Genomic DNA, 22,752 nt, shown 5'->3' on the forward strand with positions numbered 1-22,752 from the left:
GCGTCAGGAGCCGCAGGCACCGCCCTCCCCACCGGCGGCGCCTGCTCCCATGCCGGCCCATCGGGCTGCCCTCTACTTCATCACGTCGGTGCTCCTGTCTCTGACACAGGGCCTGGGAATGAACCTGATCACGGCCAACTTGCCGCAGATCCAGGGCAGCCTCGGTGCGACGACGAACGAATCCATGTGGCTGGTCGCCGCGTATCTGGCGCCCAATGTCAGCCTCTCCGTCATCCTCATCAAGGTGCGCAACCAGTACGGACTGCGCCGCTTCGCCGAGCTCGGCATCCTGGGCTTCGTGCTCGTGGCCGCGATGCATCTTTTCGTCAGCGACATGCAATCGGCGCTGATCGTCCGCTTCTTCAGCGGCATCGTCGCCTCCCCGATGTCGTCGCTCGCATTCTTCTACATGCTCGAGCCCCTGCCCCCGGCGAAGAAGCTCGGCCTCGGCCTCAGCCTCGCGCTGACGAACACGACCCTCGGCGCTCCCATCGCGCGCCTGGTCGCCCCGGGCCTGCTCGAAATCGGCCAGTGGCACGGCCTCTATCTGCTGGAGGCCGGACTGGCCATGATGGCCTTCGCGGGAGTGTATACGCTGCCGCTGACGGCTCCTCCCCGCGCCAAGGTGCTGCATTGGCTCGACTTCGTCAGCTACATCTTCCTGGCCCTCGGATTCGGTCTGGCGGCCATGGGCCTGACAGTCGGGCGGTTCTACTGGTGGGTCGAGGTTCCCTGGCTCGGCGTCATGTTCGCATGCGCGATCGCGGCCCTGACCATCGCCGTTCTCATCGAACTCAACCGGGAAAGCCCGTTCCTCGACATCCGCTGGCTCACCAGCAAGCAGACGCTCCACCTCGCGGGCGTCCTTCTGCTGTTCCGGTTCGCCCTGTCGGAGCAGACCAGCGGCGCCTACGCATTCTTCCAGGCTCTGGGCCTGCAGAACGAGCAGCTGGGTACCCTCGCCTGGGTCATCCTGGCCGGCGGCATAGCCGGCGGCGTCGCCTGCGCGGCGTTCCTCAAGCCGGGGCGCGAACCCCTGTTCCACATGGTCGCTCTCTGCTTCCTGGTGATCGGCGCCTACATGGACAGCCAGGCCACCAATCTGACCCGACCGGAGGAGATGTATGTCAGCCAGGCGCTCATCGCGGCGGCCGGCACGCTCTTTCTGCCGCCCGCCATGGCCGCCGGAATGGTGTCGGCGCTGCAGAAAGGGCCGAACTACATCCTAAGCTTCATCGTCGTCTTTCTGGCGACCCAAAGCCTCGGCGGCGCGCTCGGCTCGGCGGTGCTCGGCACCTTCGTGACCTGGCGCGAGAAGTTCCACTCCGCGGCCCTGGTCGAGCACATCACGCTGACCAATCCCGTCGTCGCCCAGCGCATCAGCCAGCTCTCCGGAGCCTATGGCCGGGTCCTGACCGACAAGTCGCTTCTGAATGCAGAAGGCTTGGCGCTGCTGAGCCAGCAGGCGACGAAGGAGGCCTATGTCCTGGCCTACAACGACGTCTTCCTGGTGATCTCCGTCCTGTCCAGCGTCGCCCTGGCGATCCTGGCGCTCCACATCGCGATCCTCTCCATCGGCAGGCGGCTTTCTCCTCCTGCCCCTCAACCCTCTGCCGGCTAACGGCCGTCCCGATTGACACCTATGCTCAAACTGTTTCGATCCGCCGCCTCCATTGCCGCCCTGATCCTTGGCATCGCCGGGGTCTTTCTGGTTCTCTACGCGTGGCGCCTCCCGCCCTTCACGGGCACGGTGCAGACCACCGACAATGCCTATGTGCGCGGGCAGGTCACGATCATCAGTCCCCAGCTCGCGGGTTATCTCGCCGAGGTGGCCGTGCAGGATTTCCAGCATGTGAAGGCCGGACAGGTGCTGGTGACGATCGACGACCGGATCTTTGAGCAGAAGCTGCAGCAGGCGAAAGCGACGCTCGCCAGCCAGCAGGCGGCGCTCGCCAATTCGGAGCAGAAGCGCCGGTCGGACGAAGCCCGCATTGCCTCGAGCAAAGCCCAGGTCGACAGCACGCGGGCCGCCCTGACGGCGGCGGACGCGAACTGGAAGCGCATCGAGCCGCTGCTGGAACGCGGCGTGACGACCCAGAGCCAGGCCGATCAGGCGCGCGCCTCTCTCGATCAGGCGACGGCGGCCCTGCATCAGGCCGATGCAGCCGAGGAGGTGGCGCGCCAGGATCTGGCCTCGACCCTCGTCAACCGCCAGGCCCTCGAAGCGGCCGTCCAGAGCGCGGAGGCCGCGGTTCATCTGGCCGAGATCGATCTTCAGAACACCCGCATCGTCGCTCCGCAGGACGGCCGTCTCGGCGAAGTCGGCGCGCGCGTGGGCCAGTACGTGGCGGCCGGAACGCAGCTCATGGCTCTCGTGCCGGAGAAGACCTGGGTCATCGCCAATTTCAAGGAAACGCAGCTTGCCGGGATGACCGTCGGCCAGCCCGTCACCTTCACGGTGGACGCCCTCCAGCATGCCGAGCTCACCGGCCATATCGAGCGCTTCTCGCCGGCGGCCGGCTCGGAATTCAGCGTGCTCAGGGCCGACAATGCCACCGGCAACTTCACGAAGGTGGCCCAGCGCGTACCGGTTCGCATCGCCATCGATCCGAATCAGCCCCTCGCCGGGAGCCTCGCGCCCGGCATGTCGGTGATCGTGAGCGCCGACACCTCGGCCGCAGCCTCCGATGTGTCCTCCACCGGGACTGCTCCGACAGCCGCGCCGCCGGCCCAGGTTTCGGAACAGTAAGGCGGTTCACGGGGGCGAACCGCCACGCAAGAGATCAGGGCATCGGGCCGAGTTTTTGGTGCCTTTCAAGGCGATCGCCCGGGAACAACCCTTTGCCTGCATCGTTCCGGGATCATCGGCGGAAGGAGTTTCCAGATGCCCGGCAGCCCCGACACCAGGCGCGACCCGATCGCCGGCGGCGATCCTGCTCGAAGAGCCGAGCAACGGGGCGGCGGCTCGAAGGAACCACAGGGTCCGGCGCCCTCCGCCGAAAAGAAGAACCCCAACTCCAGCGCCACACCTTAAGTCCAGCGCGGGTTGACGCCGGCGGGCGCCGGGGCCTGTCGGCGATTGCGACGACGGAGGTTCGCCATGAGCGCGACTGGTCTCGAAGTTTTCGACAAAACCCTTCACACGACGAATTCCTGGCTCAAGGAAATCATGGAGGCGCTCGGTACGGACCGGCATGTCGCCTGGCATGTCCTGGGCTCCGTTCTGCGGGCGCTCCGCGACCGGATTCCCCTCGAGCTCACGGCCCATCTCGGCGCGGAATTGCCGCTTCTCGTACGTGGGCTGCTCTATGACCGGTGGCATCCGGCCTCCGCACCGGAGCATTACCGGACGCTCGACGAGTTTCTCCAGCGCGTCGGGGAAGACCTGCGCTCCACCCGCCCGGTCGAGCCGGAACAGGCGTGCCGTGCCGTCTTCACCGTCCTGACGCGACATCTTCCGGAGGGACAGGTGGAAAAGGTGCGGCATGCCCTGCCGGAGGATGTTCGCGCTCTCTGGCCCGAGAGGGCGTCGCTCGGCGACCGCACCCGCGTCGAGATCGAAATCGACGAGGCGCGCCTTTCCCGCGAAGCGTAGACGACATGGCCGGAACAGCATTCCGCCGAGAAGAGCCTTTACGGGCAATGCCTCGGGCCGAAAAAAAGCCCGGCTCAAAGGCCGGGCTGGAGGTTTGGAGGTCTGGACGGCTGCCCCGGACGTGACATCGCCCCCATCCGATGCAGTCAGTCCATGGTCTTCATCTTCTCACGCAGAACCGGTCCCCACTCTTGCGCTCGATGCGCTAATGCCCCCCGCCCCCTGAGGCCGCCGCGCGCGGCTTCTTGATGAAGGGCAAGGCAAGGATCAAGGCCAGGAACAGCACCGTCAGCAGCAGGAAGACATCCGCGAAGGACATGACCATCGCCTCGCGCCGGACCATGTTGGACAGGTTCTTGATCGCCGCCGTGCTGGCATCGGCGCCGAGGGCCTGGAATTTCCGGGTCATGGCGTCCATCGTCTCGACCGCCGTCGAGCGGCCCCAGTTCACGTTCTCGCGCAGCCGCTGGAGATGCAGGTCCAGGCGGTTGTTGAGAACCGTGTTGATGAGCGCCAGACCGACCGCGCCGCCCAGATTGCGGGTGAGGTTGTAGAGGCCCGATGCATTCTTGATGCGCTCCGGCGGCAGCGTGCCGAGCGCGATGTTGTTGATGGGCACCATGCAGATCATGAGGCCCACGCCCCGGAAGATCTGAGGCACGAACAGCTCCCAGAAATCCCAGTCCTTGGTGAGCCCGCTCATCATCCAAGTCCCGAAGGCGAAGGCCGCAAAGCCGATGCCCATCATGACGCGGGGATCCATCCTGCGCGACAGGATGCCCGCGACCGGCGCCATGAAGAACATGGTCGCGCCCGACACGAACATGGTCTCGCCGATCTGCAGGGAGGAATAGCCGCGCACGCGGCCGAGATAGACCGGGTAGAGATAGGTCAGGCCGTAGAGGCCGATGCCCATGACGAAGCTGAAGGAGGAACCCGCCAGGAAGTTGCGGTCGGCGAAGGCGCGCAGATCCACGATCGGCTGCTTGGCCGTGAACGCCCGGTAGAAGAAGCCCACCGCGCCGACGACGCACACGATGGTGAGGACGAGCACCAGCTCGTCCTGGAACCAGTCGTTGGTCGGCCCTTCCTCCAGCACGTATTCGAGGCTGCCGAGAAACGCCGCCATGAAGCCGAGGCCCGCCCAGTCGAAGCTCTTGAAGAGATCGAGATTGGGCTCGTCGAAATCGACCAGGATGAAGGTGGAGATCGTCACCAGGATGCCGGGCACGATGTTCACGAGGAACAGCCAGTGCCACGAGAACAGGTCCGTCAGATAGCCGCCCAGGGTCGGGCCGATGGTGGGCGCGAGCGTCGCCACGAGGCCGATGATCGGCGAGATCACGGGCCGCTTTTCCGGCGGGAAGACCGTGAACGCCGAGGCGAACACGGTCGGGATCATGCCGCCGCCGATGAAGCCCTGCAGCGCACGGTAGACGATCATCTGGTCGATGTTGCCGGCGGTCGCGCACAGGAAGCTCATGAGCGTGAAGCCGCCGGCCGAGATGACGAACATCCAGCGCGTGGAGAGCACCCGTGAGAGCGTGCCCGAGAGCGGGATCATGATCACTTCGGCGATCAGATAGCTCGTCTGGACCCAGGAGATCTCGTCGGAGGATGCGGAGAGACCCGCCTGGATCTCCGACAGCGATGCCGAGACGATCTGAATGTCCAGGATCGCCATGAACATGCCGAAGACCATGCAGAAGAATGCAAAGGTCCTGCGCGCGCTCACGGGCGCGGGCTTTGCGGCCGGGATGCCCGGCTTCATGGTCGTGACGGCGGCGGAAGCGGCCATGTCGGCTTGCTCTGATCCTATCGGGTCGCGTTGGCCGTCTTCTGCGGCCCGGCGGATGTGCGCGTATCCACGTCGACGACGACCGAAAGGCCGGGGCGCAGCAGACCCTGCTGGGCGACCTCGGGGCTCACGGCCACCCGAACGGGCACGCGCTGGACGATCTTCGTGAAGTTGCCGGTGGCGTTCTCCGGCGGCAGCAGGCTGAACACGGCGCCGGACGCGGGAGACACGCTCTCCACCGTGCCGACGATATTGGCGTTCGGGAAGGCGTCGACCTCGATCTTCACCTTCTGGCCGGGCTGCAGATAGGACAGCTGGGTTTCCTTGAAGTTGGCGTCCACATGCACGCTGGTGAGGGGCACCAGGGCGGCCAGGCGCGCGCCCGGCTGGACGAAGGTGCCGACCTCGACCGCCTTGTTGCCGACCACGCCGTCGGCCGGCGCGCGGATTTCCGTGAAGGAAAGGTCGCGCTGGGCCTTGTCGACCGAAGTCTGCAGCTCGGCGGCGACGCGCCGGGCCTCGTTCTGCTGGGCGGCGAGAACGTCGACATTCGCCTTGGCGGCCGCGAGCGCCGCCTCGGCGCTCTTGACCTTCGCCTGGGCGCTGTCACGGGCGGCCTTGGCGTTTTCGAGCGAGGCGCGGCTGGTGTAGTCGGAACGGGCGAGCTGCTGCTGGCGCGCATAATCGCTCTCGGCGCGCTCGAGCTCCGCCTGCTCCGCCAGGATCTGTGCCTCGGCCTGAGTCGCGGAGGCGCGGCCCGCCTCGATCTGGCGGCCGATGCGCTCGATGGCGCTCTCCTGCGTGGCGAGCTTGTCCTTGGCCCCCTGCAGGGCGAAGCGATAATCGCCGTCGTCGATCTTGGCGATCAGATCGCCTGCCTTGACGCCCTGGTTGTTCGTGACGGCCACGGAGGAGACGTAGCCGGAGACCTTGGCCGACAGGATGGTGATATCGGCCTGAACATAAGCGTCGTCGGTCGAAACCATGAAGCGGCCGTCCGTCCACCAGTGATAGCCCTCGTAGCCGCCGAACGCCAAGGCGCCCAGCAGCACGACCGCGATCACCGGCTTCTTGCGGGACCTTTTCCTTGCGGGCGCAGCCGAATCCTGGGCCGGAGCGCCCTGCCCCGCCTTAATCGCCTGTTCCGCTTCCCGAGCTTGGGCGGGCTGTCGATCCATGACGGGACCGGACATGCCCTGCCCGCCCTTCTCGAACTCATCCCGATAAGCCATCGAACCCTCTTTTCGACAACGCAAACCGCTCCGACCGAAAGTTTCGATCCGTTCTTGCGGCATTAACCTATAATGACTAAGTGAGCCACATATGATTTGACCGAACCGTTCGGTCAATAGCCTGGAGGTGACAAAACGCACATGAGCGACCTGAAAGATTTCGCTCGCGCCGAAGCGGCCGTCCCCGGCGTCTCCCCGTCAACGGAGGATGGACCGGAGAGTGCCAAGCGTCGCCAAATTCTGGAGGGTGCGCGGCGGGTCTTCCTGGCGAGCGGCTTCGATGGCGCCAGCATGGGCGAAATCGCGAAGGCGGCAGGCGTCTCCAAGGGCACGCTCTATGTCTACTTCGACAGCAAGGAAAGTCTCTTCGCTGCCCTGACGCTCGAGGAGAAGCAGGGCTTGGCGGAAGTTCTCTTCAAGCTGGACGCGGAGGATCCCGACGTGCGCTCCGTGCTCACGCGGCTCGGCCATACCTACCTGAGCCTCGTCGGCAACCCGGAACATATTTCCTCCATCCGGATGGTCATCGGGGCCGCCGACAAGTTCCCGGCCCTCGGCCAGGCCTTCTATGAAGCCGGCCCCTGCCGGGGCGCGGCCCGCCTCGCAGCCTATTTCGACCGCCAGGTTCGGGCCGAGCGCCTGTCGATCGAGGATACCGGCATCGCCGCGCAGCATTTCCTCGACCTTTGCGTTTCCGGCATCCTGCGGCGCCTGCTCTTTGCCGTCAGCGGCCCGCCGACGCAGGACGAGATCACAACCAATGTGGAGAACGCCGTGCGCGTGTTCTTCGCGGCCTATGGACCGGACGCGGGCAAGAGAGGCTAGGGTACAAGAGAGGCTAGGGTATCGGACGCGGGAAGTGGATTGGCACTTTTGGGCTTCCCTCCGATGCTCCCTTCATCGATGAGCGCATCGTTGCGAGCGGACCCGGCGGGCCGCGCGATGCGCTAGTGATCGGCCCTCAGTGATCGGCCCTCATGGCCTCGGCGACGCGGGCCTTCAGAACGTCCGGCTGGCGCAGGATCAGGGCCCCCCTCGTCCGCTCGATCAGCCCTTCCTGGGTCAGCATCGAGAATTCCCGGGTGATCTGCTCGCGGCGGCAGCCGATGCGGGCCGCGACGATATGGTGGAAGGGCGGCGGGGTGATGACCCGTTCGACGCCCTTGTCGCCGCGCGGCACCGAAAGACGCAGCAACTCCGAGTAGAGCCGGTGCCTGAGGTCGAGCACCGTCTGCTCCATGAACTTGGCGTTGAGCTCGCGCAGGCGGGACGCCATGAGGCAGAAGAGACGTTCCGCGATGGGGCGGTTCGCGAAGAGCAGTTCCTTGAACACCGTCGCGGGCATCACGCAGGCCTCGCCCCGCGTGAGCGCCGTCACATTCGCCGAGCGCTTGATGCCATCGAGGGCAGCCAGCTCGCCGAAGACCTCGCCCGGCTTCATCTCGTTGAGGATGACCTCCTTGCCCGAGGCCGTGCGCATGAGGACGCGCACCTCGCCCGACAGGAGGAAGTAGACGTCGGTCGAAAGTTCGTCGAAATCGACCAGAACCTCGTCCGGATCGAAGCGACGCCAGTTGGAACGCGCCTCGAAGGGCGCCAGATCGAGATCCAGCCCCTTGAACAGATGAACATTGGCAAGCCGCGCCATGCCTTTTCCCCGACAGCGAACCCTGGCTATAACTATGTCACATTTTCGGACCGTCCAGGCCTGACGCTCAGCTTATCAGGCTTTGACGGTCCGGTCATTCGCAAGCGCAGCTTTTGCAAGGCAATTGCGCGTATCGACGACGAGACGGGCATGGTCGGCAATCAGGCGGTCCTCCACGTCCTCGTAGTCGGCGGCGAGCGCCTGGGCGGCCATGGCGGCCGCGAAGCCGCGTCACCGGACCCGCCGCATCCGGCCCTCGCTCATTCACCCGGCCGCAAAGCCCAAGCTCGCTTTCCCGGCCGCAAGCACCTTGCCAGCGCCATCGTCACGGGCCAAAAGGCGGCATGCTCCACGTCAACGACCTGACCTATCGCATCGGCGACCGCCTGATCCTCGACCATGCCACGTTCAACCTGCCTACGGGCAGCAAGGTGGGGCTCGTCGGCCGCAACGGCGCGGGCAAGACCACCCTGTTCAAGATCATTCAGGGCGACCTGCCCACCGAAAGCGGCATCATCACCCTGCCCCGCGGAATGCGCATCGGCGCCGTGGCCCAGGAGGCTCCGGGCGGGCCCGAACGCCTGATCGACGTGGTGCTGGCCGCCGACAGGGAGCGCAGCGCCCTTATCGCCGAGGCCCAGACGGCCGAGGGGGTCCGCCGCGCCGAGATCGAGATGCGGCTCACCGATATCGGGGCGCATTCCGCCCCCGCCCGCGCCGCCGCGATCCTCCACGGCCTCGGCTTCGACGCGGAGGCCCAGGAGCGGCCCTGCTCGGATTTTTCCGGCGGATGGCGCATGCGCGTGGCGCTCGCCGCCGTGCTGTTCACCGAGCCGGACCTGCTGCTCCTCGACGAGCCGACGAACTATCTCGATCTCGAAGGCACGCTGTGGCTCTACGACTATCTGGGGCGCTATCCGCACACCGTTCTCGTCATCAGCCACGACCGTGAGCTGCTCGACACCTGCGTCAATCACATCCTGCATCTCGACCGCGGCAAGCTCGCCATCTATCGCGGCGGCTATACGTCGTTCGCCAGGCAATATGCCGAAAAGCGCGAGCTCACCGCGAAGGCGGCGGCCAAGCAGGAGGCCGAGCGCAAGCACCTCCAGGCCTTCGTGGACCGCTTCAAGGCCAAGGCCTCGAAGGCGCGCCAGGCCCAGTCGCGCGTGAAGCGCCTCGCCAAGCTCGAACCCATCGCCACCATCATCGAAGACGATGTGCTGCCCTTCAACCTTCCAGGCCCCGAGCGCCCCGCGGCGCCCCCGCTGATCACCGTGGAGGGCGGCGCGGTCGGCTATGGCGAACGCATCGTGCTCGACCGCCTGAACCTCACGATCTCGCCCGACGACCGGATCGCGCTGCTCGGCTCCAACGGCAACGGCAAATCCACCTTCTGCAAGCTCATCGGCGGGCGGCTCGAGCCGATGAAGGGCGACATGCGCACACCCTCGCGCATGGATGTCGCCTATTTCGCCCAGCATCAGCTCGACGAGCTGAATCCCAAGGCGACTGCCTACGACCATGTGGCCGAGCGCATGCCGGAGACGCCCGTCGCCAAGATCCGCGCCCGCACCGCCCAGATCGGTTTTCCGGGCGCGAAGGCCGACACGCCCGTCTCGGCCCTGTCGGGCGGCGAAAAGGCACGCCTTCTCATGGGTTTGGCAGCCTTCAACGGCCCTCACCTTCTCATCCTCGACGAGCCGACGAACCACCTCGATATCGACAGCCGCACCGCGCTGATGGAAGCCATCAACGACTACACCGGCGCCGTGATCCTCGTCAGCCACGACCGGTTCCTGATCGAAGCCTGCGCCGAACGTCTCTGGATCGTCGGCAACGGCTCCGTGAAGCCCTTCGAGGGCGACATGGACGATTACCGTCAGCTCGTGCTGTCGGGAGATCTCGATCCGCAGAAGCAGAGCGACAGGGCGCCGGCTCCCGCCGCATCGAAAGTCGACGAGCGCCGCGCCGCCGCGGAACGGCGCGCCGCGCTCGCGCCCCTGCGCAAGAAGCTGGAAGCCATCGAGGCGCGCATGGCGAAGCTCACCGAGGCCATCGGGAAAGTCGATACGGCGCTCGGCGACGGCACGGCCTTCCTGAAGGATCCCGCGAAGGCCACTGAGCTTTCGAAAATGCGCGCCGAGGCGGCCGAAACGCTCGCCTCTCTGGAAGAGGAATGGCTGAGCGTGAGCGGGGACATCGAAGAAGCGAGCGCCTGATCATGCCGAACGAGGCGAAGCCCGAAACCGGGGCCGGGCGGAAGGCTCCGTGGCGAGAGATTCCCAGCGGCGTCTGGGCTCTCGGCTTCGTCTCGCTGCTCATGGACATCTCGTCCGAGATGATCCATGCCCTCCTGCCGGTCTACCTCGTGACGGTGCTCGGCACGTCCGCCCTGACGGTCGGAATCATCGAAGGCATCGCGGAAGCGACGGCCTCCATCACAAAGGTCTTTTCCGGCGCCCTCAGCGATTGGCTCGGCAAGCGCAAGCTTCTGGCGGCCCTCGGCTACGGTCTCGCGGCTTTCACGAAGCCCGTCTTTCCCCTCGCGCCGTCCGTCGGCTGGCTCATCGGCGCGCGCTTCGTCGACCGCGTCGGCAAAGGCATCCGAGGTGCGCCGCGCGACGCGCTGATCGCCGATATCAGCCCCGCGAATCTGCGCGGCGCGAGCTTCGGACTTCGCCAATCCCTGGACACGGTCGGCGCCTTCATCGGCCCGTTCCTGGCCATCGCGCTCATGTGGCTGACGGCCGATCACTTCACGGCCGTGTTCTGGGTCGCGGTGATTCCCGCTTTCCTGTCGCTCGCCCTGATTCTGTTCGCGGTCCGGGAACCCGAGCGTCCGGAAGGTCTGCGGCGCGTGCGCGTGCCGCTGCACCCGTCCGAACTCGCACGACTCGGCGCGACCTATTGGTGGGTGGTGGCGATCGCGACCGTCTTCACCCTCGCGCGCTTCAGCGAGGCCTTCCTCATCCTGCGGGCACAATCCTCGGGCGTGCCGATGGCGCTGGTGCCGATCGTGCTCGTCATCATGAACGTGGTCTATGCCCTCTCGGCCTATCCGGCGGGGGCCCTCTCCGACCGGATGGATCGCATCGCGATCCTCGCCATCGGGCTGGGCCTCCTCGTCGCGGCCGACCTCGTTCTTGCCTTCGCGCCGGGTCTCGGCGGCATCGCCCTCGGCGTGATGCTCTGGGGCGCGCATATGGGCTTCACCCAGGGTCTCCTGTCGACGCTCATCGCCGACAGCGCCCCGCCGGAACTGCGCGGCACGGCCTTCGGCATGTTCAACCTCGTGACGGGCCTCGCGCTTCTCGCAGCCAGCGTGATCGCCGGGATTTTGTGGGACAAGGTCGGTCCGCAGGGCACATTCCTGGCCGGCGCCGCCTTCGCCGTGCTGACGCTGGCCGGCCTGCTGCCGATTCGAGGGCGGCTGAGGACGCAGAAAAGCCCTTAAGGCTTCACCATGCGCTCGAGCTTGTTGTTGACGAACATGTACAGTTCACGTCCGCCGGGCTCCGCATAGAGTACCTGCACCTCGCGCTGTCCCTTGCCGCTCTCGCCGACGAGCACGTCCGTGGCGGGCTTGCCCTTGAGACGCACGAGATCGCATTCGCCGATGCCGGGTTCGATGGCGGCGGCCGTGCCGGTCGACGGACCGGTGCAGCGGCCGTCAGGGCCCAGCAGGGGCCCGTCGAAGGTGGGGCCCGACGGGGCCATGGCCACAGGAGCAGGTGCGGCGGACGCTGCGACCCGGGGTGCGGAACTCGTGCCATTGCAGGCCGACAGCCCCAGGGCGGCGAGAGCCGCGCATGCCAAAACCTTCAGACGCATCGATCACTCCCCATTGGCGGCCCGGGCCTGCAGGGCTTCATCGAAGAGCCGCTGCACGTCCGTGCGCAACGCCTGCCGCGACGCCTGTCGCGAATAGAACATGTGGCCGCCCTCGTAAACACTCAAAGCCACTCGCTTCTGGGGACCGAGAACGGGGAGCTGATCGAGGAGAAGCTGCGAAGCATAATAGGGGGTCACGAGATCCGTGAAGCCGTGCGTGACGAGCACGCGCATCTTGCCGTCGAGGGCCAGAGCCTGCCGCAGTTCCTGGAGGTTTTCCGGACCCGTCCGCCCATTGCCCCAGCGCCAGGACCCGCTGAGCGCGCCGTTCAGCAGATTGTAGCGTCCTTCCGCCTTGTAATTCAGCGTATCGGTCAGAAGATGGATGATGGCGCTCGACAGGGGGGCGGTCATCGCATCGAGCACGGGATCCGCGAAACGGGGATACTGGCTGGTCGGGTTCGGGTCGGCGGCGGCCACATTCGTGTCGTAGGCGCTGACGATCTCCGATGTGCCGCGCCGCATTTCCCTCTGGATCGTGCGCATGTCGATGCGGCCCGCCAGACGCCGGACCAGGTCCGGATCGAGGCCGCTCAGCTCCGCCACCCGGCGACTGATGCGCTCGACGGCCGCCTTGTCCTGCAGGCCGCGCACGAGATCCGTCAGGTACTCGCCGGACGCGTAGGCCTCGGCCTCCTGGAGCATCTGCCTGGAGACCGGACCCTTTCGCGACAGCGCGGCCGCCGCGAGCGACGGCAGACGCGACGCGTCCGTCCACGGCGCGCCGGGACCGCCTTCGAGCCAGTCGAAATCGAGAACCGGCGAGATGAGGACCAGCCCGCTGAAGCCGACGCCCTGGTCGTTCTGCAGCTTATGCGCCAGCAACGGCCCTCGAAAGCCGCCATAGCTCTCGCCGACGAAGAACTTCGGCGAGGTGAGCCGGTTCTTCTCTTTCAGCCAGCGCATGACGAACGCCGCCAGCCCGTCGATGTCGCCCTGCACGGAATAGAACCGTTCCTGCACCTGATCGCCCCCGACCACGCGGCTGTAGCCGGTGCCCGGGGGATCGATGAAGACGAGATCCGTGAAGTCGAGCCAGGTTTCCGCGTTGGGCACGAGCGACGGCGACGCGGATGGGCTGATGGTCGGCCCGTCGAGCGGGAGAAGCCACGGCCCGATGGCGAGAAGGTGCAGATAGGCCGAGGATGCGCCAGGTCCTCCATTGATCGCGAAGGTGACGGGCCGGGTCGCGGCATCGGCGCCGTCCTTCGCATAGGCGACGAACGCGATCTCGGCCTGCGGCGCACCCTGCTGGTCCGTGAGCGTCAGGTGTCCCGCCGTGGCGGTGAACTGGAGCGTCCGCCCCGGAAGCTCGAGCGTGTGACGTGTCACCGAGTCCGGCGGCAGGCTCTGGGCCTGACCGTCGGGGCGCGACCTGCGCCCGTCCTGCTGGCCTGCCTGTTGCTGTTGCTGTTGCTGCGGCTGGCGCTGCTGCTCCTGGGCCGTAGCGGCGAGAGGCACGGCAAACGACAGGCAAAGGGCGGCTGCGGCGGGCAGGCGAAAGGCTCGAAGCATGGCGGTCATCCTTGTGGCCTTCGGGAAACTGGAGACTGGGCCGGCAGTTGCAAGCCGCCGGACGATGAACATGTCGTGTTCTCCGTCACGCCTTGCGCTCCCAGCGGCCGCGATCGTCCTGCTGCCAGTAGGTGGCATCGTGGCCGCCCTCCTTCACGGCCCGCCACTGGTCGCGTGCGAGGGCAAGCGCCTGCCGATCGTTACCGTCGAACAGGATCGCGAGACGCTGATAGGAGGCGATATCGCCCGGCAGGCCCGCCCCCTCCGCCAGGAAGCGGATCGCCGCCCCGTTGGGATTGTCGCCGCTCAGGGTGATCAGGATCGGCTGATCCGCCGCATGGGCCTCGCGGTCCGTGCCATGCGGCAGGAAGCTCTCGTCGGAAAAGGTCCAGAGATGATCGTCGAGCGCGGCCATGCGCTCTTCGGTCGTCACCTGCACCACGGCGCGCCAGCCCCGCTCCAGGGTCTTCATGAGCAGCGTGGGCAGCACCGCTTCGAGGGGCTGCTGCTGGAGATGATAGAAAAGGACCTCGGCCATCGGCGCCTACATTCCGTTGCAGATCAAAATGTTTGCGGGAAGCGCGGGACCCTTGAGCACCATCAACCCTCGTAATGGTCGCGCACGAGACGGTCGAGCAGGCGCACGCCCCAGCCCGAGGCCCATCCGCGGCTGATCTCGGTCTGCGGCGAACCCATGGCCGTGCCCGCAATGTCGAGATGGGCCCAAGGCACATCGTTGACGAAGCGCTGGAGCAGAGCGGCCGCCGAGCTCGAACCGCCGAAACGGCCGCCCGCGTTCTTCATGTCGGCGAATTTGGACTCGATCAGCTTGTCGAATTCCGGGCCGACGGGCATGCGCCACACGCGCTCGCCCGTCGCCTTGCCGGCCGCGGTCAGGCGTTCGGCCAATTCGTCGTTGTTGGAGAACAGACCCGCGTATTCCTGCCCGAGCGCGACGAGGATCGCCCCGGTCAGGGTCGCAAGATCGATCATGAATTTGGGCTTGAACCGGTCCTGCACGTACCAGAGCACGTCCGCCAGCACGAGACGGCCCTCCGCATCCGTATTGATGATCTCGATGGTCTGCCCCGACAGGGTGGTGACGATATCGCCGGGACGCTGGGCGTTGCCGTCGGGCATGTTCTCCACGAGGCCGATGGCCCCGACCACGTTCGCCTTCGCCTTGCGGCTCGCCAGCGCATGCATGAGGCCGACGACGCAGGCCGCGCCGGCCATGTCGCCCTTCATGTCCTCCATGCCGGCCGCAGGCTTGATCGAGATGCCGCCGGTGTCGAAGACCACTCCCTTGCCGATGAAGGCGATGGGCTTGTCGCCGGCCTTGCCGCCGTTCCAGCGCATGACGGCGACGCGCCCGCCGCGCGCCGAGCCCTGCGCCACGCCGAGAAGGGCCCCCATGCCGAGCTTTCTCATGGCCTTGTCGTCGAGAACGTCGACCTCGACGCCGAGCTTCGTGAGCTCCTGGGCCCGGGCCGCGAACTCCTGGGGGCCGAGCACGTTCGGCGGCTCGTTGACGAGATCGCGCGCCAGCGTGATCCCCTGCAGGGCGCCCTCACGGGACTTGTAGACCTTCTTGACGGCGGCGGGATCGGCGACGCTCAGGACGAGGCGGGCCGCGCCCTTTCGCTCATTGTCGTCCTTCTTCGTCTTGTAGCGGTCGAAGCTGTAGCGGCGCAGCTGGATGCCCAGAGCGATATCGGCCACCGCCTCGGGTGAAACCTCGATCCCGGGCAGATCGACCATGACGGTCGCGGCCTTGCCGTTGACCTTCCCGGAGATCAGGCCGCCCAGCTGGACGAAATCCGCATCCGCCCGGTCCTTTTCGCCCCCGACGCCGATCACGATCAACCGGTCGACCGAGAGGCCGTTCGGCATCACGATCGTCATGGCGGATTTGGGCTTGCCCTTGAAATTCTCCGCGGCCGCGGCCTTGGCGATGAGATCGACAGCCTTGGAGCCGATCTGCTTGGCAACCGCCGGCATGGGCTGGAGGTCGTCCCCGACGAAGATGATGAGATCGCCGGACTCGACCTTACCGAACGGCTGAAAGTCGATCTTGAAGCTGTCGGCCATGAAACCCTCTTGCTTTGACATGAGCGCCGGATTCGGAACGGCTCGCTCTTGGTGACCGCCATCATATAGGGCATGCCGGGCCCCGCCGTGAAATAGGCGCAATCTCAGGCTGTTGAAAACGGCCGTCTTGCCTTAAGACGAAGCGGCAGGGTAACCCAGGACCTTCCCGCCGGGGGGCTGAAGGGCTTCATGACACTTCTCGAACGTTACATCCTGAAAATCGCGTTCAGCGCCTTCACGGCCTGCCTGATCGCCCTCACGGGCGTCATCTGGATCACGCAGGCCCTGCGCGAACTCGATCTTCTGACGGGCAAGGGCCAGACGATCGTCATCTTCCTGACGGTCACGGGCCTGTCGCTGCCGGCCCTCATCAGCGTCATCGCCCCGGTCGCCCTGTTCATGGCGACGATCTATACCCTGAACAAGCTGAACGGCGATTCCGAGCTGATCGTCATGAGCGCGGGCGGCATGGCTCCTCAGCGCCTGCTGCGTCCGTTCATCGCGCTCTCGGTCTTCATCAGCCTGGTGGTGGGAATGATCTCCCTCTACCTCATGCCCGCGAGCCTCCAGGAGCTTCGCCTGCTGTTCACGCGGATCAGGGCGGACTTCGTGGCCACCATGGCCAAGGAAGGGCAGTTCATCTCCTTGGACAACGGCATCACCTTCCATTACCGCGAGCGGTCGGGGGACGCCCTGCTCGGCATCTTCATGGAAGACCAGCGCGACAAGACCAAGCCCATCGTCTATCTGGCCGAGCGCGGCCAGACCGTCGAGCAGAACGGGCAGGCTTATCTCGTGCTCGAGAAGGGCAGCGTGCAGCGCAAGGACCCGAACCCGAAGAGCAGGGATTCCTCCATTGTCGCCTTCGAGCGCTACGCGGTGGATCTGGCCGCCTTCAACCAGGAGGGCGGCGAGGTCGTCTACAAGCCGCGCGAGCGCAGCACCACGCAGCTCCTCTTCCCCGACGAGGGCGACTCCCTCTATCAGGCCCAGACGGGTCGTTTCAGGGCCGAGCTGCACGACCGGCTTTCCGCCTGGCTCTATCCCATGGCCATGATGATGGTGGCCTTCGCCGCCCTGGGCGAAGCCCGGACCACGAGGCAGGGACGCGGTCTGGCCATAGCGATGGCCATCGCCGGGATCGTCCTGCTCAGGGTGCTGGGCTTTGCCGCGTCCAGTGCCGTGGTCCGCTCGCCCACGGCGATCGCGGCCGTTTACGGGACGCCGCTGGGAGCGATCGCCGCCTCCCTGCTGCTGATCTTCCAGGGGCCGAGAGTGCGAGCCGCCTACGCGAGGATCCGCTCGGCCCTCGGCGGTCTGCGCCCGGCGCGCAAACCGGCCACCCAAGGAACTTGAGCATGCTGATCGGCCGGACGCTCGGACTTTACTTCGCTCGACAGTTCATCAAGACGATCTTCATCGTCTTCGCCACTGTGTTCGCCCTCGTCTATACCATCGACTTCGTGGAGCTGATGCGCCGCGCGGGCGATGCCGAGCACGCGACGCCGGGCCTCATCGCCCGGCTGACCCTGTTTCGCACGCCGGCCATCGCCGAGCAGGTCATGCCCTTCGCGGTGCTCTTCGGCAGCATGGCGGCGCTCCTGCAGCTCAGCCGCAAGCTCGAACTGGTGGTGGCCCGCGCCGCCGGGATCTCGGCCTGGCAGTTCCTCCAGCCGGGGCTTCTCGTGGCCCTGCTCATCGGCGTCGGGTCGGTCACGGTCTACAATCCGGTTTCCGCCAGCCTGAAGCAGCGGGCCGCGAACCTGGAGACCAGGATCTTCTCACGCACGACCCAGACTTCGGGTAAAATCATCTGGCTGCGGCAAAAGAGCCAGGACGGGCACGCCATCTTCCGCGCGGACGGCTCGCGCACGGATACCGCGACTCTGGTCGGCGTCACCGTCTATACGTTTGACCTGGATGGCCGCTTCACCCATCGAATCGAGGCCAAGGAGGCCACTCTCCACGAAGGCTTCTGGGAGCTGAAAGGCGCCCGCGTCCTCTCGGCCACCGAAGAGCCGGAGAATCACGACCGATACCTGATCGCGTCCCTTCTTCAGCCGTCGCAGCTGAAGCAGAGCTTCATCGCCCCTGATTCCGTGCCGTTCTGGGACCTTCGGCAGACCATCGACCGGATGGAGCGGGCGGCGATCAACACCACCGCCTACAGGCTCCACTACGACATTCTCCTGGCCCGCCCCCTGCTGTTCATCGCCATGGTCTTCGTGGCCGCGTCGGTGTCGTTAAGATTCTTTCGATTTGGCGGTGTAGCGATGATGGTTCTGGGTGGCGTCGCCGCCGGGTTCATGCTTTATGTCGCCACTGAGCTAATGGCGGAGCTTGGGGCCTCCGGGATCATCAGCTCGGCTGTTGCAGCCTGGCTCCCTGCTGTAGTAGGCAGTCTTTTAGGAACCTTGGCGTTATTGTACCAAGAGGATGGCTGAGCCTGTCCTCATATAAGAACCGAGTTGAGGAGTGGGGATGCAGAGGCTCAAGGCATCGATCGCAATGTCTGCGGTCGCAACGGCACTTTTCTTCGCCGTTGGAACAACGCCTGTGCTGGCCCAGTCGCTCAACGACGCCATCGGCTCGCGCCTGCAGTCCAACCCGAACCAGGACCGGCTGTTCGTCGACGCCAAGGAAATCGTCTACAACAACGACAAGAACACCATTTCGGCCACCGGCGACGTCCAGATGAACTATCAGGGCAAGACGCTTCAGGCCGACCGGGTCACCTATGACCGGAACACCGGCCGGGTCTATGCCGAGGGCAATGCCCGCCTCACCGATACCAGCGGCGCGGTCGTGACGGGCGACCGTTTCGAGCTGACGGACGACTTCAAGAACGGCTTCATCGATTCGCTGCGGGTGGTTCAGACCACGGTCGACAACGGCCGGCCGGTCACGACCCGCTTCTCCTCGCCGCGGGCCGAGCGCGCGGAGGGCGAGACGACGGTCTTCGAGCGCGGCACCTACACGGCCTGCGAACCCTGCAAGGAGCATCCGGAACGGCCGCCCCTCTGGCAGGTCAAGGCCGCGAAGATCATCCACAACAACAGCGAGCAGACGATCTACTACGAGGACGCGACCCTCGAGCTCCTCGGCCTGCCCGTCGCCTACCTGCCCTATTTCTGGACTCCGGATCCGACCGTCAAGCGCAAGACCGGCTTCCTCGCGCCCCGCTATGTGGTGTCGAACACCCTCGGCTTCGGCGGCTCGATTCCGTTTTTCTGGGCGATTGCGCCGAACTACGACCTGACAATTGCCCCCACCTTCCTGTCCCGCCAGGGCCTTCTCGGTGAGGCGGAGTGGCGGCATCGCCTCGAGACAGGTGCCTACAACCTCCGCGTGGCCGGCATCTCGCAGCAGGATCCGGGCGTCTTCCTTCCCGGTCCCCGCGGCGGCGGCGATCGCGACTGGCGCGGCTCGCTCGAAACGGCGGGCCAGTTCAATCTGAACGAGCGCTGGAAATGGGGCTGGGACATCACTCTCGTCTCGGACAAGTGGTTCCTCGACAACTACAACATCCGCAACGAGAACCTCACCTCGCTCTATCTGAAAGAGGCGGTCTCGACCCTTTATCTGCAGGGGCAGGGAGACCGGTCCTTCTTCGACGTGCGCGGATACTACTTCCAGGGCCTGTCCACGAAGGACTGGCAGAAGCAGCAGCCCGTCGTTCACCCGGTCCTCGATTATGACAAGCGGACCACGCCGTCGAGCATCGGCGGCGAATTCGACCTCAACGTGAACGTGACCAGCCTCTCGCGACAGGCTGCGCAGTTCGAGCCGCTGTCCAAACTGAACAAGGCCTTGGTGGACCGCATCTACCAGACCTGCCGGATCTTCGAGCAGGAGGAGTGCCTGGTTCGCGGCACCAGCGGGACCATGTCCCGTGCGTCGGTCCTCGCCTCCTGGCGCCGGGAATTCGTCGATCCCGTCGGCCAGGTCTGGACGCCCTTCGTTTATTTCCGCGCCGACAATTTCTGGATCGCGCCCGATTTCGAGGGCTACCAGAACCCCTATCTGCGCAACTATCTTGACGGCAACAACGACTATCTCTTCCGCGCCATGCCGGCGGTGGGAATCGATTACCGGTATCCCTTCGTGGCCGATATCGGCACCTCGGGCCGCCAGGTGCTCGAACCGATCGCGCAGATCATCGCCCGTCCCAACGAGACCCGGATCGGCAACCTTCCCAACGAGGATGCGCAGAGCCTCATCTTCGACGACACGTCGCTGTTCGATTGGGACAAGTTCTCGGGCTACGATCGCGTGGAAGGCGGCGTTCGCGCCAATCTCGGTGTTCAGTACACCGTCACCGGCGCCGACAATTTCTACGCCAACGTGCTCTTCGGCCAGTCCTATCAGGTCGCCGGCCGCAACTCGTTCCGCCAGCCCGACTTGGCCAATGTGGGCCTGGATTCCGGCCTCGACACGCGCGCTTCGGACTATGTGGGCCGCATCCAGATCGCGCCGAACAAGAACTTCTCCTTCGTAACCCGTGCCCGGTTCGATCAGGAGGACTTCGGCGTCAACAGCATCGAAGCCGGCTTCCGCGCCACTTTCGACCCGTATCTGCCGGTCTCGACCTCGCTGACCTATGCGCGGTACGGGAAGCAGCCGCAGATCGGCTTCCTGAACCCCCGCGAGGGCTTCCTTGGGACTGCGACCTGGAACGTTACCCCGAACTGGCGCATTTCAGGGTCGGTCCTCCTCGATCTCGACCGGTACCTGTCGGAGCCGGTGGAACGGGCCTATGTGAGCTCCATGTCGCTTGGTGTCGGTTATATCGACGAGTGCACGACCTTCTCGGTCCGGTACATCATGAGGCCGCGGTCTCTGACCACCAGTTCGGGCGAGAGAGAACAGAACCATACGGTGATGCTGAGCCTGGAACTGAGGACCCTCGGCGCCGCCTCGCTTACCCAACGCCTCGACGGCGCTTCCTCCGAAGAAGGTGTAGCGAGATAGTGAACGGGCTGGCGCGCCCTCTCCTTCTGACCCAAGGCGACCCGGCCGGAATCGGGCCCGAGCTGACCCTGCGGGCCTGGCTCCAGCGCGAGCGGGACGCGCTGCCGCCCTTCGCCGTCCTGGCGGATTCCGGCTATCTCGAACGCCTGGCGAGGGCTCTGGGCTGGACCGTACCGGTGGCGGTCGTGGACGCCGCGCAGGCCGCATCGGTCTTTCCGCACGCTCTGCCCGTCATCCCGCTGAAGGCGGCGGTATCGGCCGAGGCGGGCAAGCCCGATCCCACATCCGCCGGATCCGTCATCGAGGCGATCGAAACGGCGGTGGAGCTCGTCCGCAACGGCGAGGCCGGTGCCGTGGTCACCAATCCGATCGCGAAGCACGTGCTTTACGATGCCGGGTTCCGGCACCCCGGGCATACGGAATTCCTGGCCGCCCTCGCGGGCCGGGACGGACAGTCCTATCACCCGGTGATGATGCTCTGGAGCCAAGACCTCGCCGTGGTCCCGGTGACCGTCCATATTCCCCTCTCGTCCGTGCCTGCGGCCCTGACGAGCGAGCTGATCGTCGCCACGGGACGCATCGTGGCCCGGGAACTGAGGGAGCGGTTCGGGATTGCCGATCCGCGCCTTGCTCTTGCAGGCCTCAACCCTCACGCAGGGGAAAGCGGCGCCATGGGCAAGGAAGACGGCGCCGTCATCGCACCCGCCGTCGCAACCCTGCGGGCCGAGGGCATTGCGGCCTCAGGGCCCTTCCCGGCCGACACCATGTTCCACCCGCGCGCCCGGAAGGGCTATGATGCGGCGCTCGCCATGTATCACGATCAGGCCCTCATCCCGATCAAGACCATCGCCTTCGACGAGGCCGTGAACGTAACGCTCGGCCTGCCCTTCGTGCGCACGTCGCCCGATCACGGAACCGCCTTCGACATCGCCGGCAAGGGCATCGCACGCCCGGACAGCCTGATCGCCGCGATCAAGCTCGCGGCGCGCCTCGGTGCGCGGACGAAGTCTCCATGAGCCAGATCGACACCCTTCCTCCCCTGCGCGAGGTCGTCCGGACCCACGGGCTCATGGCCAAGAAGTCGCTCGGCCAGAACTTCCTGTTCGATCTCAATCTGACGAGCCGCATCGCCCGATCCGCCGGGGCCCTGGAGGATGCGACGGTGATCGAGGTCGGGCCCGGCCCGGGCGGGCTCACCCGCGCCATCCTGGCCGCCGGAGCCAAGAAGGTCGTCGCGATCGAACGGGACAGCCGCTGCCTGCCCGCATTGGCCGAGATCGCGGATCATTACCCGGGGCGCCTGGAAGTCATCGAAGCCGACGCGCTCGAATTCGATCCCCGGCCGATGGCCGGCGAAGGGCTCGTGCGCATCATCTCGAACCTGCCCTACAACGTCGGCACGGCGCTTCTCACCGGCTGGCTGACCGGGGAGGCATGGCCGCCCTGGTGGGCCTCCCTGACGCTCATGTTCCAGCGCGAAGTCGCCGAGCGGATCGTCGCCACGCCGGACGATCCGAAGGATTACGGACGTCTCGGCGTGCTCTGCGGCTGGCGGACCGATGCCCGTATCCTCTTCGACGTCCCCCCCTCGGCCTTCGTGCCGCCGCCGAAGATCACCTCGAGCATCGTGCACCTCACGCCGAAACCGTCGCCTCTGCCTTGCCGCATCGGTGCGCTGGAGGCGGTCACGCGCGCGGCGTTCGGACAGCGGCGGAAGATGCTGCGCCAGAGCCTGAAGGCGATCGCCCCCGATCCGGCTGCACTGATTGCCGCCGCGAGCCTTAATGAGACGACTCGCGCCGAGAACGTGCCCGTGGAAGGTTATGTCGCCCTGGCCAATGCCTTCGACGCCAAGCACGGCAGGAGCTGAGCACGGCAGGAGCTGAGCACGGCAGGAGCTGAGGCATTCTTCGGCGAAGGGGGTCCGGTTCGCCGTCGACAATGCGGCGGACGAAAGAAAAGAGCTGATCTCCCGTAAGGGAAATCAGCTCCGTTCTTGGTTGAGCCG

At 66.0% G+C, this 22,752-nt stretch carries 19 protein-coding genes; 11 read left to right on the forward strand and 8 right to left on the reverse strand.

Features of this window, described 5'->3' with window-relative positions:
* Positions 1-49 precede the first annotated feature (49 nt).
* The 3 genes from RE429_RS15010 to RE429_RS15020 all read left to right on the forward strand — a co-directional run bounded on the left by RE429_RS15010 (position 50) and on the right by RE429_RS15020 (position 3,595).
* Entirely contained in the window at positions 50-1,621 is a 1,572-nt protein-coding gene (locus tag RE429_RS15010; protein ID WP_414474215.1) for an MFS transporter, read from the forward strand.
* 21 nt (positions 1,622-1,642) lie between these two features.
* The gene (locus RE429_RS15015) at positions 1,643-2,749 is read left to right on the forward strand and encodes an HlyD family secretion protein (protein ID WP_414471536.1); all 1,107 of its coding nucleotides are present in this window, start codon (positions 1,643-1,645) and stop codon (positions 2,747-2,749) included.
* A gap of 351 nt (positions 2,750-3,100) precedes the next feature.
* Entirely contained in the window at positions 3,101-3,595 is a 495-nt protein-coding gene (locus RE429_RS15020) for a DUF2267 domain-containing protein (protein ID WP_414471537.1), read from the forward strand.
* Positions 3,596-3,800: 205 nt separating this feature from the next.
* On the opposite strand, the gene RE429_RS15025 is transcribed toward RE429_RS15020, so the two are convergent.
* Together RE429_RS15025 and RE429_RS15030 are read right to left on the reverse strand one after the other, a co-directional pair.
* Positions 3,801-5,393, reverse strand: coding sequence for a DHA2 family efflux MFS transporter permease subunit (locus RE429_RS15025; protein WP_414471538.1), 1,593 nt, complete (start codon positions 5,391-5,393; stop codon positions 3,801-3,803).
* Between the two features lie 17 nt (positions 5,394-5,410).
* Positions 5,411-6,625 (reverse strand): HlyD family secretion protein, encoded by a 1,215-nt coding sequence (locus tag RE429_RS15030; RefSeq protein ID WP_414471539.1) that lies wholly within the window; start codon positions 6,623-6,625, stop codon positions 5,411-5,413.
* 141 nt (positions 6,626-6,766) lie between these two features.
* Here RE429_RS15030 and RE429_RS15035 point away from each other — a divergent pair, with 141 nt between their 5' ends.
* Positions 6,767-7,450, forward strand: coding sequence for a TetR/AcrR family transcriptional regulator (locus tag RE429_RS15035; RefSeq protein ID WP_414471540.1), 684 nt, complete (start codon positions 6,767-6,769; stop codon positions 7,448-7,450).
* A 136-nt stretch (positions 7,451-7,586) separates the two neighbouring features.
* Here RE429_RS15035 and RE429_RS15040 read toward each other — a convergent pair whose 3' ends face one another.
* Together RE429_RS15040 and RE429_RS15045 are read right to left on the reverse strand one after the other, a co-directional pair.
* Positions 7,587-8,273 (reverse strand): Crp/Fnr family transcriptional regulator, encoded by a 687-nt coding sequence (locus tag RE429_RS15040; protein ID WP_414471541.1) that lies wholly within the window; start codon positions 8,271-8,273, stop codon positions 7,587-7,589.
* 75 nt (positions 8,274-8,348) lie between these two features.
* Positions 8,349-8,486, reverse strand: coding sequence for a hypothetical protein (locus RE429_RS15045; protein WP_414471542.1), 138 nt, complete (start codon positions 8,484-8,486; stop codon positions 8,349-8,351).
* Between the two features lie 131 nt (positions 8,487-8,617).
* On the opposite strand from RE429_RS15045, the gene RE429_RS15050 reads away from it, so the two are divergent.
* Positions 8,618-10,495, forward strand: a complete 1,878-nt coding sequence (locus RE429_RS15050; RefSeq protein ID WP_414471543.1) for an ABC-F family ATP-binding cassette domain-containing protein — start codon at positions 8,618-8,620, stop codon at positions 10,493-10,495.
* A gap of 2 nt (positions 10,496-10,497) precedes the next feature.
* The gene (locus tag RE429_RS15055; protein WP_414474216.1) at positions 10,498-11,730 is read left to right on the forward strand and encodes an MFS transporter; all 1,233 of its coding nucleotides are present in this window, start codon (positions 10,498-10,500) and stop codon (positions 11,728-11,730) included.
* Here the strand turns inward: RE429_RS15055 and RE429_RS15060 are convergent.
* The 4 genes from RE429_RS15060 to RE429_RS15075 form a co-directional block, all read right to left on the reverse strand.
* Positions 11,727-12,107 carry a hypothetical protein gene (locus tag RE429_RS15060; protein ID WP_414471544.1) on the reverse strand — a complete coding sequence of 127 codons (381 nt, stop codon included), beginning with the start codon at positions 12,105-12,107 and terminating at the stop codon, positions 11,727-11,729. The two genes, RE429_RS15055 and RE429_RS15060, sit on opposite strands and share 4 nt — an antisense overlap.
* Positions 12,108-12,110: 3 nt before the next feature.
* Entirely contained in the window at positions 12,111-13,682 is a 1,572-nt protein-coding gene (locus RE429_RS15065; RefSeq protein WP_414471545.1) for a S10 family peptidase, read from the reverse strand.
* Between the two features lie 85 nt (positions 13,683-13,767).
* Positions 13,768-14,220: a DNA polymerase III subunit chi gene (locus tag RE429_RS15070; RefSeq protein ID WP_414471546.1), complete on the reverse strand. Its 453-nt coding sequence runs from the start codon at positions 14,218-14,220 to the stop codon at positions 13,768-13,770.
* Between the two features lie 62 nt (positions 14,221-14,282).
* Positions 14,283-15,773, reverse strand: coding sequence for a leucyl aminopeptidase (locus tag RE429_RS15075; RefSeq protein ID WP_414471547.1), 1,491 nt, complete (start codon positions 15,771-15,773; stop codon positions 14,283-14,285).
* Positions 15,774-15,962: 189 nt separating this feature from the next.
* Here RE429_RS15075 and lptF point away from each other — a divergent pair, with 189 nt between their 5' ends.
* Genes lptF through rsmA form a run of 5 tightly spaced genes read left to right on the forward strand, consistent with a single transcriptional unit; the run spans position 15,963 to position 22,614 of the window.
* Complete coding sequence (gene lptF, locus RE429_RS15080) at positions 15,963-17,129, forward strand: LPS export ABC transporter permease LptF (protein WP_414471548.1); 1,167 nt, start codon at positions 15,963-15,965, stop codon at positions 17,127-17,129.
* 2 nt (positions 17,130-17,131) lie between these two features.
* Positions 17,132-18,217 (forward strand): LPS export ABC transporter permease LptG, encoded by a 1,086-nt coding sequence (gene lptG / locus RE429_RS15085; RefSeq protein ID WP_414471549.1) that lies wholly within the window; start codon positions 17,132-17,134, stop codon positions 18,215-18,217.
* A 37-nt stretch (positions 18,218-18,254) separates the two neighbouring features.
* Positions 18,255-20,744 carry an LPS-assembly protein LptD gene (locus RE429_RS15090; protein ID WP_414471550.1) on the forward strand — a complete coding sequence of 830 codons (2,490 nt, stop codon included), beginning with the start codon at positions 18,255-18,257 and terminating at the stop codon, positions 20,742-20,744.
* Positions 20,744-21,760 (forward strand): 4-hydroxythreonine-4-phosphate dehydrogenase PdxA, encoded by a 1,017-nt coding sequence (pdxA, locus tag RE429_RS15095; RefSeq protein ID WP_414471551.1) that lies wholly within the window; start codon positions 20,744-20,746, stop codon positions 21,758-21,760. Before RE429_RS15090 ends, pdxA begins: the two co-directional genes overlap by 1 nt.
* Positions 21,757-22,614: a 16S rRNA (adenine(1518)-N(6)/adenine(1519)-N(6))-dimethyltransferase RsmA gene (rsmA, locus tag RE429_RS15100; RefSeq protein WP_414471552.1), complete on the forward strand. Its 858-nt coding sequence runs from the start codon at positions 21,757-21,759 to the stop codon at positions 22,612-22,614. Before pdxA ends, rsmA begins: the two co-directional genes overlap by 4 nt.
* Positions 22,615-22,752: the final 138 nt, after the last annotated feature.

The organism is Microvirga sp. M2, assembly GCF_047497095.1.
Classification (GTDB): domain Bacteria; phylum Pseudomonadota; class Alphaproteobacteria; order Rhizobiales; family Beijerinckiaceae; genus Microvirga.